This is a genomic window from Serratia sp. CY52157 (genome assembly GCF_052168495.1).
In the GTDB taxonomy this organism is placed as follows: Bacteria; Pseudomonadota; Gammaproteobacteria; order Enterobacterales; family Enterobacteriaceae; genus Serratia; species Serratia ureilytica.
In genome coordinates this window covers 241,828-258,374 of the sequence record NZ_JBJNMO010000006.1, presented here as the reverse complement: position 1 = coordinate 258,374, position 16,547 = coordinate 241,828, and the positions used below count along the sequence as shown (strand labels likewise).

Below are 16,547 nucleotides of genomic sequence, written 5' to 3'. Positions count from 1 at the left end.
AAGACAGCAGGCCGTCTGGCACTGAGGAGAAGCAGAGATGGCCGGCGCAAAAGAGATACGTAGTAAGATCGCTAGCGTGCAAAACACGCAAAAGATCACTAAAGCGATGGAAATGGTCGCCGCCTCCAAAATGCGTAAATCGCAGGATCGCATGGCGGCCAGCCGTCCTTATGCAGAGACCATGCGCAAAGTGATTGGTCACCTTGCGTTAGGGAATCTGGAGTACAAGCACCCGTACCTGGATGAGCGTGACGTTAAGCGCGTTGGGTATCTGGTGGTGTCTACTGACCGTGGTCTCTGCGGCGGCTTGAACATCAACCTGTTCAAAAAGCTGCTGGCGGAGATGAAAGCCTGGTCCGAAAAAGGCGTCGAAACCGATTTGGCGCTGATTGGCTCTAAAGCGGCCTCTTTCTTTGGTTCCGTGGGCGGCAACGTGGTTGCCCAGGTGACCGGCATGGGGGATAAACCTTCCCTGTCGGATCTGATCGGGCCGGTGAAAGTGATGCTGCAGGCCTACGACGAAGGTCGTTTGGACAAGCTGTACATTGTCAGCAACAAATTTGTTAATACGATGTCCCAAGAGCCGCAGGTGCTTCAGCTGCTGCCGTTACCGCCAGCCGATGACGAAGAGCTGAAGAAAACGCCTTGGGATTACCTGTATGAACCGGATCCAAAAGTGCTGCTTGATACCTTGCTGCGCCGCTATGTGGAGTCGCAGGTTTATCAGGGCGTCGTGGAAAACCTGGCCAGCGAGCAGGCCGCACGAATGGTCGCGATGAAAGCCGCAACCGATAACGGCGGTAGCCTGATCAAAGAGCTGCAGTTGGTATACAACAAGGCGCGTCAGGCCAGCATCACTCAGGAACTCACCGAGATCGTTTCGGGAGCCTCCGCGGTTTAAGCTAGGTTTACGAATTACGTAGAGGATTCAAGATGGCTACTGGAAAGATTATCCAGGTAATCGGCGCCGTGGTGGACGTCGAGTTCCCTCAGGATGCCGTACCAAAAGTGTACGACGCCCTTGAGGTAGAAAACGGCACCGAAAAACTGGTGTTGGAAGTTCAGCAACAGCTGGGCGGTGGCGTGGTTCGCTGTATCGCAATGGGGACCTCCGACGGTCTGCGTCGCGGTCTGAAAGTGAACAACCTGGACCACCCGATTGAAGTGCCGGTGGGTAAAGCTACCCTGGGCCGTATCATGAACGTATTGGGTCAGCCCATCGACATGAAAGGCGACATCGGCGAAGAAGAGCGTTGGGCGATTCACCGCGCGGCGCCAAGCTACGAAGAGCTGTCCAGCTCCCAGGAACTGCTGGAAACCGGTATCAAGGTAATGGACCTGATTTGTCCATTCGCCAAGGGCGGTAAAGTCGGTCTGTTCGGCGGTGCGGGCGTAGGTAAAACCGTAAACATGATGGAGCTGATCCGTAACATCGCGATCGAGCACTCCGGTTATTCCGTGTTTGCGGGCGTGGGCGAGCGTACTCGTGAGGGTAACGACTTCTACCACGAAATGACCGACTCCAACGTTCTGGACAAAGTATCCCTGGTTTACGGCCAGATGAACGAGCCACCAGGTAACCGTCTGCGCGTTGCGCTGACCGGTCTGACCATGGCGGAGAAATTCCGTGACGAAGGCCGTGACGTTCTGCTGTTCGTTGACAACATCTACCGTTATACCCTGGCCGGTACCGAAGTGTCCGCACTTCTGGGCCGTATGCCATCCGCGGTAGGTTATCAGCCGACGCTGGCGGAAGAGATGGGCGTTCTGCAAGAACGTATCACCTCGACCAAGACCGGTTCCATCACTTCCGTACAGGCCGTTTACGTTCCTGCGGATGACTTGACTGACCCGTCTCCAGCCACCACCTTTGCGCACTTGGACGCAACCGTGGTACTGAGCCGTAACATCGCTTCTCTGGGTATCTACCCGGCCGTTGACCCGCTGGATTCTACCAGCCGTCAGCTGGATCCGCTGGTTGTTGGCCAGGAGCACTACGACGTAGCGCGTGGCGTGCAGTCCATTCTGCAACGCTACCAGGAACTGAAAGATATCATCGCGATCCTGGGTATGGACGAGCTGTCTGAAGAAGACAAACTGGTCGTATCCCGTGCGCGTAAGATCCAACGCTTCCTGTCTCAGCCGTTCTTCGTGGCAGAAGTCTTCACCGGTTCTCCGGGCAAGTTCGTATCGCTGAAAGACACCATCCGTGGTTTCAAAGGCATTATGGACGGCGACTATGACCACCTGCCGGAGCAGGCGTTCTACATGGTTGGCACCATTGAAGAAGCAGTGGAAAAAGCCAAGAAACTGTAACGCCTTGAGAGGAGGGTGATATGGCTATGACTTACCATCTGGATGTAGTCAGCGCGGAAAAACAGATGTTTTCCGGCCTGGTGCAGAAGATCCAGGTGACAGGCAGCGAAGGTGAACTGGGGATCTTCCCTGGCCATGCGCCGCTGCTGACTGCCATCAAGCCTGGCATGGTGCGTATTGTTAAGCAGCACGGTGAAGAAGAGTTCATCTACCTGTCCGGCGGCATCCTCGAGGTGCAGCCGAGCGTGGTTACCGTGCTGGCGGACACTGCTATCCGTGGTACTGACCTCGACGAAGCGAGAGCGTTGGAAGCTAAGCGTAAAGCTGAAGAACACATTCGCAGCTCTCATGGCGATGTCGACTATGCTCAGGCATCCGCTGAACTGGCGAAAGCGATCGCAAAACTGCGCGTTATCGAGCTCACCAGAAAAGCGATGTAATGTTTGGGTGCAGAGCACCCAACTTTAAGAAAGCGGCCTATAGGGTCGCTTTTTTTTTACTTTAAAATAAGCATTTCAGCCCGGCGTACAGAGTGGTGTATAACCCCTGATATCGGGAAAGAAACGTCGCCGATCGCCGACAGTTTTTTCGTCCCAGCGTCGAATTGGCCGCGATAGCGGCAGGCCAAGGCCCACGCGGCCTGCGCCGGGTTCGTGCAGAGAAATATGTAGTAATATCGCCGCTAAACGGTTTTACTTTCGTCTATCAAAATGGAGTTATCAGGTTGCTTATGTCGAACAGCGCAATGAGCGTGGTTATCCTCGCCGCGGGCAAGGGAACACGCATGTATTCCGATCTTCCCAAGGTCTTACATCCGTTGGCCGGCAAGCCGATGGTGCAACACGTCATTGATGCCGCGATGAAACTGGGCGCGCAACATGTACACCTGGTATACGGCCACGGCGGCGATCTGCTGAAAAGCACGTTGACCGAGGGCGCGCTGAACTGGGTGCTGCAGGCCGAGCAACTGGGCACTGGCCATGCGATGCAGCAGGCGGCGCCGCATTTTGCCGACGATGAAGACGTATTGATGCTGTATGGCGACGTGCCGTTGATCTCCGTGGATACGCTGCAGCGCCTGTTGGCGGCCAAGCCGCAGGGCGGCATCGGCCTGCTGACGGTCAAGCTGGACGACCCGAGCGGCTATGGCCGCATCGTGCGCGAGCAGGGTGACGTGGTGGGCATCGTCGAACACAAGGACGCCAGCGAAGCGCAGCGTCAGATCAATGAGATCAATACCGGCATCCTGGTGGCGAATGGGCGCGATCTGAAGCGCTGGCTGGGGATGTTGAACAACGACAACGCTCAGGGCGAGTTTTACATCACCGATATCATTGCGTTGGCGCATGCCGACGGCAAGAAAATCGAAGCCGTGCACCCGTCGCGTTTGAGCGAAGTGGAAGGCGTGAACAACCGTCTGCAGCTGGCGACCCTGGAGCGCGTGTTCCAGTCGGAACAGTCTGAAAAACTGCTGCTGGCCGGCGTAATGCTGTTGGATCCGGCGCGTTTCGACCTGCGCGGTGAACTTGTTCACGGCCGCGACATCACTATTGATGCGAATGTGATTATCGAAGGTCACGTCAAGCTGGGCGACCGGGTGAAAATCGGCGCCGGCTGCGTGCTGAAAAACTGCGTGATCGGTGATGACTGCGAGATCAGCCCTTACAGCGTACTGGAAGACAGCGTGCTGGAAGCCGACTGCACCGTGGGGCCGTTCGCCCGCCTGCGCCCTGGCGCGGAGCTGGCAACAGGGGCCCACGTCGGTAACTTCGTGGAAATGAAAAAGGCGCGTTTGGGCAAAGGCTCCAAGGCCGGTCACCTCAGCTACCTGGGCGATGCCGACATTGGCGATGACGTGAATATCGGCGCCGGCACAATCACCTGCAATTACGATGGCGCCAACAAGCACAAGACGCTGATCGGTGATGGCGTGTTCGTCGGTTCCGATACTCAGCTGGTGGCGCCGGTGTCGGTCGGCAAAGGCTCCACCATTGCCGCCGGTACCACGGTGACGCGAGATATCGCCGAAAACGAACTGGTCCTGAGCCGCGTCAAGCAGGTGCACATTCAGGGCTGGCAGCGCCCGGTGAAGAAGAAGCCATAGTGTGTTTTGCGTTGGGCTCTATTCACGAGCCCAATACAAAACATAATAACCCCACCATCTACAGGCTCGGGGACGCACGGTAAAACCGGCAAAAATCAGGTCAAGGCATCGAAAACGTCCACGAAGGACGTTCATTAGGAATACAACTGATGTGTGGAATTGTAGGCGCAGTAGCGCAACGTGATATCGCAGAAATTCTGTTGGAAGGTTTACGCCGTCTCGAGTACCGCGGTTATGACTCCGCCGGTCTGGCGGTGGTCGACTCGCAGGGTAACGTCAGTCGCCTGCGCCGCGTAGGCAAGGTGCAAAAACTGGCCGAAGCGGCGGAGCAGACCGATCTGCACGGCGGCACCGGCATCGCTCACACCCGTTGGGCAACGCACGGTGAACCGACCGAGGCGAACGCGCACCCGCATGTTTCCGACTACATTACCGTGGTGCATAACGGCATCATCGAAAACCACGAGCCGCTGCGCGAACTGCTGATCGAACGCGGTTACCGCTTCAACTCTGAAACCGACACCGAAGTGATCGCGCACCTGGTGCACTGGGAACAGCTGCAGGGCGGTACGCTGCTCGACGTGGTTCAGCGCGTGATCCCACAGCTGCGCGGCGCTTACGGCACCGTGGTGATGGACAGCCGCGATCCGAGCGTATTGGTCGCGGCGCGCTCCGGCAGCCCGCTGGTTATCGGCCGCGGCGTCGGGGAAAACTTCATCGCTTCCGATCAGCTGGCGTTGCTGCCGGTCACCCGCCGCTTCATCTTCCTGGAAGAAGGCGATGTGGTGGAGGTGACTCGCCGCACCGTCAACATCTTCGACAAACAGGGTAACGCCATCGAGCGCCCTGAGATCGAGTCCCAGGTGCAGTATGACGCCGGCGACAAGGGCGCTTACCGCCACTACATGCAAAAAGAGATTTACGAACAGCCGCTGGCGCTGAAAAACACCCTGGAAGGGCGTTTCAGTCATGGCCAAATCAACCTGAGCGAGCTGGGCCCGCACGCCGACGAGCTGCTGGCCAAGGTGCAGCACGTGCAGATCATCGCCTGCGGGACGTCTTACCACTCCGGGATGGTGGCGCGTTACTGGTTCGAAGCGCTGGCCGGCGTGCCGTGCGATGTCGAGATCGCGTCCGAATTCCGTTACCGCAAATCGGCGGTGCGTCCGGGCAGCCTGATCATCACCCTGTCGCAGTCCGGCGAAACCGCCGACACGTTAGCGGCGCTGCGTCTGTCCAAAGAGCTGGGTTATCTCGGTTCGCTGGCCGTTTGTAACGTTGCGGGGTCTTCGCTGGTGCGCGAATCCGATTTGGCGTTGATGACCAAAGCGGGCACGGAAATCGGCGTTGCTTCGACCAAAGCCTTTACCACGCAGCTCACCGTGTTGTTGATGCTGGTGGCGCGCCTGGGCCGTCTGAAAGGCATGGCGGAAAGCGTGGAGCAGGAGATTGTGCACGGCCTGCAGGCGCTGCCGGCGCGTATTGAGCAGATGCTGTCGATGGATAAAGAAATCGAAGCGCTGGCGGAAGGTTTCTCGGACAAACATCATGCGCTGTTCCTCGGCCGCGGCGATCAGTACCCGATCGCCATGGAAGGGGCACTGAAGCTGAAAGAGATCTCCTATATTCACGCTGAAGCCTATGCGGCGGGTGAGTTGAAACACGGCCCGCTGGCGCTGATCGACGCCGATATGCCAGTGATCGTGGTGGCGCCGAACAACGAACTGCTGGAAAAGCTGAAGTCCAACATTGAAGAAGTGCGCGCGCGCGGCGGTCAGCTGTACGTGTTCGCCGATCAGGACGCCGGCTTCGTCAGCAGCGAAGGCATGACCATCATTCCTCTGCCGCACGTTGAGGAAATCGTGGCGCCGATCTTCTACACCGTGCCGTTGCAGCTGCTGTCTTACCATGTGGCGCTGATCAAGGGCACCGACGTTGACCAGCCGCGCAACCTGGCGAAGTCTGTCACCGTAGAGTAATTTGCCGCAGGTAAACTGCAAAAGCCGGCCTTCGCGCCGGCTTTTTTCATGAGTGACCTTAAAGATGACAGCGCGACCGATTCGGCGATAAACATTGTCATATTCAAGCGGATAGGCCGTGCCCAAACGGTTTTTTTGTTGTTTGGCAATTGCGCTATTTTTGATTTAATTTATTGATTTTTAAATAAACAAACCCCATTCAAATGCACTGTAATATAACTGTCATATTGCGTACATTTTTCTGTCACCAAACTGTCCTATTTTCCCTCCTGCAGCAATACTTACTCTGATTAAAACGACTCGACGTCGATTTTAAGTATCCCATTAGGAGGGATTATGAAACTGATGCGTACCACCGTCGCCAGTATTGTGGCAGCGACCTTCTCCCTGACCGCCGTGTCCGCGTTCGCTGCTGCCAGCCTGACCGGTGCAGGTGCGACATTCCCCGCTCCGGTTTACGCCAAGTGGGCAGATTCTTATCAGAAAGAAACCGGCAACAAAGTTAACTATCAGGGCATCGGCTCCTCTGGCGGCGTGAAGCAAATCGTGGCCAACACCGTTGACTTTGGCGCTTCCGACGCCCCGCTGTCTGACGACAAACTGGCGGCCGATGGCCTGTTCCAGTTCCCGACCGTGATCGGCGGCGTGGTGCTGGCTGTGAATATCCCGGGCATCAAATCCGGCGAACTGACGCTGGACGGTAAAACCCTGGGCGATATCTACCTGGGCAACGTCAAAAAGTGGAACGATCCGGCTATCACCAAGCTGAACCCAGGCGTGAAACTGCCTGACCAGAACATTGCCGTGGTGCGCCGCGCCGACGGTTCCGGCACCTCGTTCGTGTTTACCAGCTACCTGTCCAAGGTGAACGCGCAGTGGAAAGAGAAGATCGGCGCCGGTTCTACCGTTAACTGGCCGACCGGTCTGGGCGGCAAAGGCAACGACGGCATCGCCGCCTTCGTTCAGCGTCTGCCTGGCTCTATCGGCTACGTAGAATACGCTTACGCCAAGCAGAACAACCTGGCTTACACCAAGCTGGTGTCCGCCGACGGCAAACCGGTCAGCCCGACCGAAGAGAGCTTCAGCAACGCCGCCAAGGGTGCGGATTGGAGCAAAACCTTCGCTCAGGATCTGACTGACCAGAAAGGCGACAACGTGTGGCCAATCACCTCCACCACCTTCATCCTGGTGCATAAAGAGCAGAAAAACCCTGCTCAGGGCGCCGAAGTGCTGAAGTTCTTCGACTGGGCCTACAAAACCGGCGGCAAGCAGGCTAACGAACTGGATTACGCCACCCTGCCGAAAGAAGTGGTTGAGCAGGTGCGTGCGGCCTGGAAAACCAACGTAAAAGACAGTTCAGGTAAAGCGCTGTACTAACAACGCAGGGGCGCGGGTTCGCCGCGCCCCACACAGTTCTTCAGGCTCCGATCCCGGTTGGGGCTGCCAGGGTTCAAACAGAGAGTAATCTATGGCTGAGTACAAGCCGACCATCAAAGCACCGGGCAAAAACGGTGACATCATTTTCAGCGCGCTGGTGAGACTGGCTGCGCTGATTACCCTATTGTTGCTGGGCGGCATCATCGTTTCGCTGATCTTCGCCTCCTGGCCAAGCATGCAGAAATTCGGCTTCGCCTTCCTGTGGACCAAAGAGTGGGATGCGCCGGCGGAGCAGTTCGGCGCGCTGGTGCCTATCTACGGCACCGTGGTCACCTCACTCATCGCGCTGATTATCGCCGTGCCGGTGAGTTTCGGCATCGCGCTGTTCCTGACCGAACTGGCGCCGAACTGGTTGAAGCGGCCGCTGGGCATCGCCATTGAGCTGCTGGCGGCCATCCCGAGCATCGTCTACGGCATGTGGGGCCTGTTCGTGTTCGCCCCGCTGTTCGCCGAATATTTCCAGACGCCGGTGGGCGACGTGCTGTCGGGCATTCCTATCGTCGGCGAGCTGTTCTCCGGCCCGGCCTTCGGCATCGGCATTCTGGCCGCCGGGGTTATCCTGGCTATCATGATCATTCCTTACATCGCCGCGGTGATGCGCGACGTGTTCGAACAGACGCCGGTAATGATGAAAGAGTCGGCCTACGGCATCGGCTGCACCACCTGGGAAGTCATCTGGCGCATCGTGCTGCCGTTCACCAAAAACGGCGTCATCGGCGGCGTGATGCTGGGTCTGGGCCGAGCGCTGGGGGAGACCATGGCGGTAACCTTTATCATCGGCAACACCTACCAGCTCGACAGCGCTTCGCTGTATATGCCGGGCAACAGCATCACCTCGGCGCTGGCCAACGAATTCGCCGAAGCCGAGTCCGGCGTGCACACCGCCGCACTGATGGAGCTGGGCCTGATTCTGTTTGTTATCACCTTTATCGTGCTGGCGCTGTCGAAACTGATGATCATGCGTCTGGCCAAGAATGAGGGGCGTTAACATGGCGACGATGGATATGCAAAACGCAGTCGTTCTGGCGGAAAGCCGCCGCAAAATGCAGGCCTGGCGCCGGCAGAAAAACCGCCTCGCGCTGTTCTTGTCGATGGCGACCATGGCGTTCGGGCTGTTCTGGCTGATCTGGATCCTTATCGCCACCGTGACCAAAGGCTTCGACGGCATGTCGCTGGCGCTGTTCACCGAGATGACCCCGCCGCCGAACACCGCGGGCGGCGGCTTGGCCAACGCCATCGCCGGCAGCGGCCTGTTGATCCTGTGGGCGACCATTTTCGGCACGCCGCTGGGCATCATGGCCGGTATTTACCTGGCGGAATACGGACGTAAATCCTGGTTGGCGGAAGTGATCCGCTTTATCAACGATATTCTGTTGTCCGCACCGTCGATCGTGGTGGGCCTGTTCGTTTACACCATTGTGGTGGCGAAGATGGAACACTTCTCCGGTTGGGCCGGCATCGTGGCACTGGCGCTGCTGCAGGTGCCGATCGTCATTCGCACCACCGAGAACATGCTGAAGCTGGTGCCGGATACGCTGCGCGAGGCCGCTTATGCGCTGGGCACGCCGAAATGGCGCATGATTTCCGCCATCACGCTGAAGGCGTCGGTGTCCGGTATCATCACCGGCGTGCTGCTGGCGATTGCGCGCATTGCGGGGGAAACGGCGCCGCTGCTGTTCACCTCGCTGTCGAACCAGTTCTGGAGCACCGACCTGATGCAGCCGATCGCCAACCTGCCGGTGACCATCTTCAAATTCGCCATGAGCCCGTTCGCCGAATGGCAACAGCTGGCCTGGGCCGGGGTGCTGTTAATCACCCTGTGCGTACTGTTACTGAATATCCTGGCGCGCGTGATTTTCGCCAAGAAAAAGCATTCATAAAATTTTGAGCGCCGCTTTGGCGGCGCTGATGAAAAGAGAGAAGTCTTGATGAGTATGGTTACTGACGCTTCCAGCAGCAAAATTCAGGTACGCGATCTGAACTTCTACTACGGCAAATTCCATGCGCTGAAGAACATCACGCTGGATATCGCCAAGAACAAGGTCACCGCGTTTATCGGCCCATCCGGCTGTGGCAAGTCCACCCTGCTGCGCACCTTCAACAAGATGTACCAGCTGTACCCGGAACAGCGTGCGGAAGGCGGCATCCTGCTGGACGGCCAGAACATCCTGACCGACAACTCGGATATCGCGCTGCTGCGCGCCAAGGTCGGCATGGTGTTCCAAAAGCCGACGCCGTTCCCGATGTCGATTTACGACAACATCGCCTTCGGCGTTCGCCTGTTTGAAAAGCTGTCGCGCGCCGATATGGACGAGCGCGTGCAGTGGGCGCTGACCAAAGCGGCGCTGTGGAACGAAACCAAGGACAAGCTGCACCAGAGCGGCTACAGCCTCTCCGGCGGCCAGCAGCAGCGTCTGTGCATCGCCCGCGGCATCGCCATTCGTCCGGAAGTGCTGTTGCTGGATGAGCCTTGCTCGGCGCTGGATCCGATCTCCACCGGCAAGATTGAAGAGCTGATCAGCGAGCTGAAGGCTGATTACACCGTGGTGATCGTGACGCACAACATGCAGCAGGCGGCGCGCTGCTCCGACTCTACTGCATTTATGTATCTGGGCGAGCTGATCGAGTTCAGTGATACTGATAACCTGTTCACTGCGCCGCAGAAAAAGCAGACTGAAGACTACATCACTGGCCGTTATGGTTGATAGGAAGCATCATGGATAACCTGAATTTAAACAAACACATTTCCGGCCAGTTCAACGCAGAGCTCGAGCATATCCGCACCCAGGTGCTGACCATGGGCGGGCTGGTGGAGCAGCAGCTGACCGACGCCATCACCGCGATGCACAATCAGGATGGCGAGCTGGCCAAGCGCGTGATCGAAGGCGACGCCAAGGTCAACATGATGGAAGTGGCGATCGACGAAGCCTGCGTGCGCATTATCGCCAAGCGCCAGCCGACCGCCAGCGATCTGCGTCTGGTGATGGCGATCATCAAAACCATTTCCGAGCTGGAACGCATCGGCGACGTGGCGGACAAGATCTGCCGCACCGCGCTGGAGAAGTTCTCGCACCAGCACCAGCCGCTGCTGGTCAGCCTGGAGTCGCTGGGGCGCCACACCGTGCAGATGCTGCACGACGTGCTGGACGCGTTCGCGCGCATGGATCTGGACGAGGCGATCCGTATTTACCGTGAAGATAAAAAGGTCGACCAGGAATACGAAGGCATCGTGCGTCAGCTGATGACCTACATGATGGAAGATTCGCGCACCATTCCGAGCGTGCTGACCGCGTTGTTCTGCGCCCGTTCTATCGAGCGTATCGGCGATCGCTGCCAGAACATCTGCGAATTTATCTTCTATTTCGTCAAAGGACAGGATTTCCGTCATTTGGGCGGCGACGCCCTGGAAAAGCTGCTGTCTCCGGGCGGTAAAGACGAAAAAGACGACTAACCCTTTCCGGGTAATATCCTTCCAAGGCGCGGTTTCCCGCGCCTTTATTCCATCTTAAGCGCGTAAATATAAAAAGGTTATAAATATAGCTTTTTATATTATTTCCTGACCTATGTGGCGCTTGCTAGCTTATCCGCCAGCAGGACATCAACCACTTAGGAGCTTTCTATGAAACATCGCGCTTTGGCCTTAACGTTGTTAGCCAGTCTGACCGGTTTCGCCGCCGGCGCCGCGCACGCGGACAAACTTGACGATATCAAGCAAGCCGGCGTGGTGCGCATCGCGGTGTTCGACAGCAACCCGCCGTTCGGCTACATCGATCCGCAGAGCAAGAAGCTGGTGGGCTACGATGTGGATGTCGCCGACGCGATCGGCAAAGCGCTGGGGGTGAAAGTGGAGCTGCGCGCCACCAACCCGGCCAACCGCATTCCGCTGCTGGTGTCGAAGAAGGTTGACCTGATTGCCGCCAACTTCACCATTACCGACGAGCGCGCCAAGGAAGTGAACTTCAGCGTGCCGTACTTCGCCACTGGCCAGAAATTCATCGCCCGCAAAGGCGTGTTGAAAACGCCGGAAGACATCAAGAAGCTGCGCATCGGCGCGGATAAGGGCACGGTGCAGGAAATCACCCTGCGCGAGCGTTTCCCAACGGCGAAAGTGATCTCCTACGATGATACCCCGCTGGCGTTCGTGGCGCTGCGTAACGGCAACGTGCAGGCGATCACTCAGGACGACGCCAAGCTGGTCGGCCTGCTCGGCAACCTGCCGGCGGCGCAAAAGGCGGAGTTTGAAATTTCGCCGTTCAGCCTGACCAAAGAGTATCAGGGCGTGGGCATTCCCAAGGGTGAAGATCGCCTGACCGCCGCGGTGAACGAGACGCTGATCAAGCTGGAAAAAGACGGCGAAGCGGTTAAGATTTACGATCGCTGGTTCGGGCCGGAAACCAAATCCGCTCAACCGCGCGGCGATTTCAAAATCGCGCCTTTGGATCAGCAACCAAAAGCCTGACTTAACCGCTTGCGGTGAGATAGGCACGGAGGGGCGCAGCTTGCTGCGCCCCTGATGCATTCTGCAAGACAAGGATTGAACATGAACCTGGACTGGCTGCTGGCGCCGCAATACCTGAGCTGGCTGTGGCACGGTTTTCTGCTGACGCTGTGGCTTTCCGCCTGCGCGGGGCTGGCGGCTACGCTGCTGGGCTTTGTGCTGGCGGCGATGCGCGACAGCAGCCTGCGGCCGTTGCGCTGGCTGGCGATGGGGTACAGTTCGCTGTTTCGCAATACGCCGCTGCTGGTGCAGCTGTTCTTCTGGTACTTCGCCGCCGGGCAGATCCTGCCGTCCGCCGCCATGCAGTGGCTGAACAGCGCCCATCAGGTTGGCCCGCTTGAGTGGCCGTCATTCGAGTTTCTCGCCGGTTTCTTCGGCCTGACGCTGTACTCCACCGCCTTTATCGCCGAAGAGATCCGCTCCGGCATTCGCGGCGTCGCCGGCGGGCAGAAATATGCCGCTCAGGCGCTGGGGCTGACCGGCTGGCAGGCGATGCGCTATGTGGTGCTGCCGCAGGCGCTGAAAATCGCGCTGCCGCCGCTGCTGGGCCAATACATGAACGTGATCAAGAACTCGTCGTTGACCATGGCGATCGGCGTGGCCGAACTCTCTTACGCCTCGCGTCAGGTCGAAACCGAAACCCTGCGCACTTTCCAGGCGTTCGGCGTGGCGACGGTACTGTATATCGCCATCATCGCGCTGCTGGAAGGCTGGGGCATGTGGCGACAACAGCGTAAACCGCTGGGAGGGCATTGAGATGGATTTCAGCGTGATTCACGACAACCTGGGCTACCTGCTGTGGGGCACCTGGCCGGATGGGCCGCTGGGCGGCGCGGCGCTGACGTTGGCGATCAGTCTGATGGCCGGAGTCGCCTCGGCGGTGCTCGGCACCCTGCTCGGCGTGGCGCTGGCGATGTCGCGTGGCATCGCCGCCGGGCTGCTGGCGGCGGTGTTGGGCTTTTTCCGCGCCATTCCGGTCATCATGCTGATCTTCTGGACCTATTTCCTGTTGCCGATGGTGTTTGGCGTCGAGATCCCGGAAATCACCACCGTCGTGTGCGCGCTGGCGCTGATCGCCTCGGCCTATCTGGCCCATGCGGTGAAAGCCGGCATCGCCGCGATCGGCCCCGGCCAGTGGCAGGCCGGGCTTTCTCTGGGGCTGACCCGCTGGCAGACGCTGCGCATGATCGTGCTGCCGCAGGCGCTGCGCATGATGGTGCCGTCGTTCATCAACCAGTGGATTTCTCTGATCAAAGACACCTCGTTGGCTTATATCGTCGGCGTTGGCGAACTGACCTTCCTGGCGACCCAGGTCAACAACCGCAGCATGGTCTACCCGATGGAAGTCTTCCTGTTCGTGGCGCTGGTCTATTTCGTGTTCTGCCTGGCGCTCGATCTGCTGGCCAACGCGGTCAACCGCCGTTTCGGCGCGCAAACCCGCGGCCTGAAGCGCTCCTGGCGCTGGTGGCGCAACAAGCCGCCGTTGCCGGCCAGTTAATCGGCCGTCAGCCGCCAGCCGCGTTCGCGCCACAGCGCGGGCAATTGAGCCAGGTCGTCAAACGTTGTCACCAGCGGGTGGTCGATCGGCGGGTTATGCGGATCGGCGCAGAAGTAAAAGACCGGGATGCCGGCATTGATGCCGGCCTGCGCGCCGGCGGGCGAATCGTCCACCAGGATGCAGCGCGTCACCGGCACCTGCATCTGTTCGGCGGCGTGAAACACGATCGCCGGGTCCGGCTTCCAGCGCTGAATGTCATAGCCGCTGAACAACCGGTCATCAAAATAAGGCAGCATGCCGGTCAGGCCGAGCGAGTGCTGCATCTTGCTGACCGGCCCGTTGGAGACGGTGCAGACTGGCACCGTCACCTGCGCCAGCAGCTCGCGGGCGCCGGCAATCTGTTGCAGTTCGCTGTCGAACAGCCGCGCCACTTCTTGCCGATACAGCGGCTCCAGCGTCTCTTTTGCCAGGTCAGTGCCCTGCTCGGCGTTGACCCGATCGATGATCTCGTACAGCTTCACCCCTTTGTATTTCTTGAATACCTCTTCCAGCGACAGATGAATGCCGTAGCGGGCGAACATATGGACATAGGCTTTGCTGCACAGCACTTCGCTGTCCACCAGCGTGCCGTCGCAGTCGAACAAAATGCAGTCAATCTGATTCATGCGGGACAGGTTCCTTCGGGTTAACGCCGCTGAGGCCGCTCAGCGATCACTTGATCAGGCTACGCGCCTTGAGATCGTGCAAAATCAGCGCGGCGACGTGTGAACACTGCGGCAGATCGCGGCTGTCGCACCACTTCAGCTCGGCGATTTCGGCGGCCGGCTGCAACTGCCCGGTAAAGTCGGCCTGGTAGCAACGAATGCGCACCTGAGTGCCGTCCTGCTTGCCGTCCGCCGGGCCGGTGAACTCGCCGTAAAACGCGATGGATTGCGGCTGCAGCGCAACGGTCAGCTCTTCGTCGATTTCGCGGCACAGCGCCTGCTCATCGGTTTCACCCGCTTCACGCTTTCCGCCCGGTACATAAAACAGCGTCTTGTTGTGCGAGCGCACCAGCGCCACTTTGTCATCTTTCAGCGCGATCAACGCGAGCTTATCGATAAAGGTCGAAGACATGCGGGTTCCTGTTTTTTTAGCGGGTAGGGTAAGAGATGCGATAGGCCATTTTATCGGCCGTGTCGGCAAACGGCAACGCGGCGGGCTGTGATGGAGAATGAATGCCTGTAAATACAAGCCGTTGACGCGTTTAGCCGTAAAGACGGCGAAAAAAACCTGTGACCGGCGTCAAAAGCCCCATTTTTTGTTATAGGATAGCCGGCGACTGTCCATTCCCATTTTCGGAATTCTGATAATGACCAAACCAGTATCTGGCCTTGACGCTGAGCAAGGCTTGCTTGGGCGCGTGTTTAAACTCAAGCAACATGGCACGACGGCGCGTACGGAAACGATTGCCGGTATCACCACTTTCCTCACCATGGTGTATATCGTGTTCGTTAACCCGCAAATTTTGGGCGCGGCGGGCATGGATACCCAGGCGGTATTTGTCACCACCTGTTTGATCGCCGCCTTCGGCAGCATCCTTATGGGCCTGCTGGCGAACCTGCCGGTGGCGTTGGCGCCGGCGATGGGCCTGAACGCCTTCTTCGCCTTCGTGGTGGTCGGCGCGATGGGCATCTCCTGGCAGGTGGGCATGGGCGCCATCTTCTGGGGCGCGGTCGGCCTGCTGCTGCTGACCATTTTCCGCATTCGCTACTGGATGATCGCCAACATTCCGGTCAGCCTGCGGGTCGGCATCACCAGCGGCATCGGTCTGTTCATCGGCATGATGGGGCTGAAAAACGCCGGCATCGTGGTGGCCAACCCGGACACGCTGGTGACCATTGGCAGCCTGACCTCGCACAATGTGCTGCTGGGGGCGCTTGGCTTCTTCATCATCGCCGTGCTCTCTTCGCGCAACTTCCACGCGGCGGTGCTGGTATCGATCGTGGTCACTACCCTGATCGGCTGGATGCTGGGCGACGTGAAATACGGCGGCCTGTTCTCCTTGCCGCCGAGCATCACCTCGGTAGTGGGCCAGGTCGACGTGGCCGGCGCGCTGAACATCGGGCTGGCCGGGGTCATCTTCTCGTTTATGCTGGTGAACCTGTTCGACTCCTCCGGCACCCTGATCGGCGTTACCGATAAAGCCGGTTTGACCGACAATCAGGGCAAGTTCCCGCGCATGAAGCAGGCGCTGTACGTTGACAGCATCAGCTCGGTGGCCGGCTCGCTGGCGGGCACTTCTTCCGTAACCGCTTACATCGAAAGCTCATCCGGCGTCGCCGTGGGCGGCCGCACCGGTTTGACGGCGGTGGTCACCGGCCTGCTGTTCCTGCTGGTGATCTTCCTGTCGCCGCTGGCGGGTATGGTGCCGGCGTATGCCGCTGCCGGCGCGCTGATCTACGTCGGCGTGCTGATGACCTCCAGCCTGGCGCGGGTGAAATGGGACGATCTGACCGAAGCGGTACCGGCGTTTGTCACCGCGGTGATGATGCCGTTCAGCTTCTCGATCACCGAAGGCATTGCGCTCGGCTTTATCTCCTACTGCGTGATGAAGCTCGGCACCGGCCGCTGGCGTGAAATCAGCCCGTGCGTGGTGGTCGTGGCGCTGCTGTTCGTGCTGAAGATCGTTTTCGTCGACGGCCATTGACAGCCAAAGGGCCGACGTCCGTCGGC

General features: G+C 58.7%; 16 protein-coding genes. 14 read left to right on the top strand and 2 right to left on the bottom strand.

The window, feature by feature from the left end:
- The first annotated feature begins 37 nt into the window (after window positions 1–37).
- The 13 genes from atpG to ACJ8IP_RS19765 all read left to right on the top strand — a co-directional run bounded on the left by atpG (window position 38) and on the right by ACJ8IP_RS19765 (window position 13,832).
- Window positions 38–901 carry a F0F1 ATP synthase subunit gamma gene (gene atpG / locus ACJ8IP_RS19825; RefSeq protein ID WP_004933811.1) on the top strand — a complete coding sequence of 288 codons (864 nt, stop codon included), beginning with the start codon at window positions 38–40 and terminating at the stop codon, window positions 899–901.
- A gap of 32 nt (window positions 902–933) precedes the next feature.
- The gene (gene atpD, locus ACJ8IP_RS19820) at window positions 934–2,316 is read left to right on the top strand and encodes a F0F1 ATP synthase subunit beta (protein WP_004933813.1); all 1,383 of its coding nucleotides are present in this window, start codon (window positions 934–936) and stop codon (window positions 2,314–2,316) included.
- 20 nt (window positions 2,317–2,336) lie between these two features.
- Window positions 2,337–2,756, top strand: coding sequence for a F0F1 ATP synthase subunit epsilon (locus tag ACJ8IP_RS19815; protein WP_004933814.1), 420 nt, complete (start codon window positions 2,337–2,339; stop codon window positions 2,754–2,756).
- Window positions 2,757–3,046: 290 nt separating this feature from the next.
- Window positions 3,047–4,420, top strand: a complete 1,374-nt coding sequence (gene glmU, locus ACJ8IP_RS19810) for a bifunctional UDP-N-acetylglucosamine diphosphorylase/glucosamine-1-phosphate N-acetyltransferase GlmU (protein WP_033652327.1) — start codon at window positions 3,047–3,049, stop codon at window positions 4,418–4,420.
- A 149-nt stretch (window positions 4,421–4,569) separates the two neighbouring features.
- Entirely contained in the window at window positions 4,570–6,399 is a 1,830-nt protein-coding gene (glmS, locus tag ACJ8IP_RS19805; protein ID WP_117188760.1) for a glutamine--fructose-6-phosphate transaminase (isomerizing), read from the top strand.
- Between the two features lie 336 nt (window positions 6,400–6,735).
- Window positions 6,736–7,776, top strand: a complete 1,041-nt coding sequence (pstS, locus tag ACJ8IP_RS19800) for a phosphate ABC transporter substrate-binding protein PstS (RefSeq protein ID WP_033645155.1) — start codon at window positions 6,736–6,738, stop codon at window positions 7,774–7,776.
- Between the two features lie 91 nt (window positions 7,777–7,867).
- A complete protein-coding gene (gene pstC, locus ACJ8IP_RS19795) occupies window positions 7,868–8,824 on the top strand; it encodes a phosphate ABC transporter permease PstC (protein WP_016929615.1) in 957 nt (318 codons plus the stop codon).
- Window position 8,825: 1 nt separating this feature from the next.
- Window positions 8,826–9,716, top strand: a complete 891-nt coding sequence (pstA, locus tag ACJ8IP_RS19790; protein WP_019455481.1) for a phosphate ABC transporter permease PstA — start codon at window positions 8,826–8,828, stop codon at window positions 9,714–9,716.
- 54 nt (window positions 9,717–9,770) lie between these two features.
- Window positions 9,771–10,541, top strand: coding sequence for a phosphate ABC transporter ATP-binding protein PstB (gene pstB, locus ACJ8IP_RS19785; protein ID WP_016929614.1), 771 nt, complete (start codon window positions 9,771–9,773; stop codon window positions 10,539–10,541).
- 11 nt (window positions 10,542–10,552) lie between these two features.
- Window positions 10,553–11,287 (top strand): phosphate signaling complex protein PhoU, encoded by a 735-nt coding sequence (gene phoU / locus ACJ8IP_RS19780; protein WP_004933833.1) that lies wholly within the window; start codon window positions 10,553–10,555, stop codon window positions 11,285–11,287.
- A gap of 168 nt (window positions 11,288–11,455) precedes the next feature.
- Window positions 11,456–12,295, top strand: coding sequence for an ABC transporter substrate-binding protein (locus ACJ8IP_RS19775; protein WP_025304747.1), 840 nt, complete (start codon window positions 11,456–11,458; stop codon window positions 12,293–12,295).
- A gap of 81 nt (window positions 12,296–12,376) precedes the next feature.
- Complete coding sequence (locus tag ACJ8IP_RS19770; protein ID WP_033645154.1) at window positions 12,377–13,090, top strand: amino acid ABC transporter permease; 714 nt, start codon at window positions 12,377–12,379, stop codon at window positions 13,088–13,090.
- Between the two features lies 1 nt (window position 13,091).
- Complete coding sequence (locus ACJ8IP_RS19765) at window positions 13,092–13,832, top strand: amino acid ABC transporter permease (protein ID WP_033645153.1); 741 nt, start codon at window positions 13,092–13,094, stop codon at window positions 13,830–13,832.
- On the opposite strand, the gene yieH is transcribed toward ACJ8IP_RS19765, so the two are convergent.
- A complete protein-coding gene (gene yieH / locus ACJ8IP_RS19760; RefSeq protein ID WP_004933845.1) occupies window positions 13,829–14,497 on the bottom strand; it encodes a 6-phosphogluconate phosphatase in 669 nt (222 codons plus the stop codon). The genes ACJ8IP_RS19765 and yieH overlap by 4 nt on opposite strands.
- A 46-nt stretch (window positions 14,498–14,543) precedes the next feature.
- Entirely contained in the window at window positions 14,544–14,948 is a 405-nt protein-coding gene (locus ACJ8IP_RS19755; RefSeq protein WP_033645151.1) for an NUDIX hydrolase, read from the bottom strand.
- 235 nt (window positions 14,949–15,183) lie between these two features.
- On the opposite strand from ACJ8IP_RS19755, the gene ACJ8IP_RS19750 reads away from it, so the two are divergent.
- Window positions 15,184–16,521, top strand: coding sequence for an NCS2 family permease (locus ACJ8IP_RS19750; protein WP_033652325.1), 1,338 nt, complete (start codon window positions 15,184–15,186; stop codon window positions 16,519–16,521).
- The last annotated feature ends 26 nt before the right edge of the window (window positions 16,522–16,547 follow it).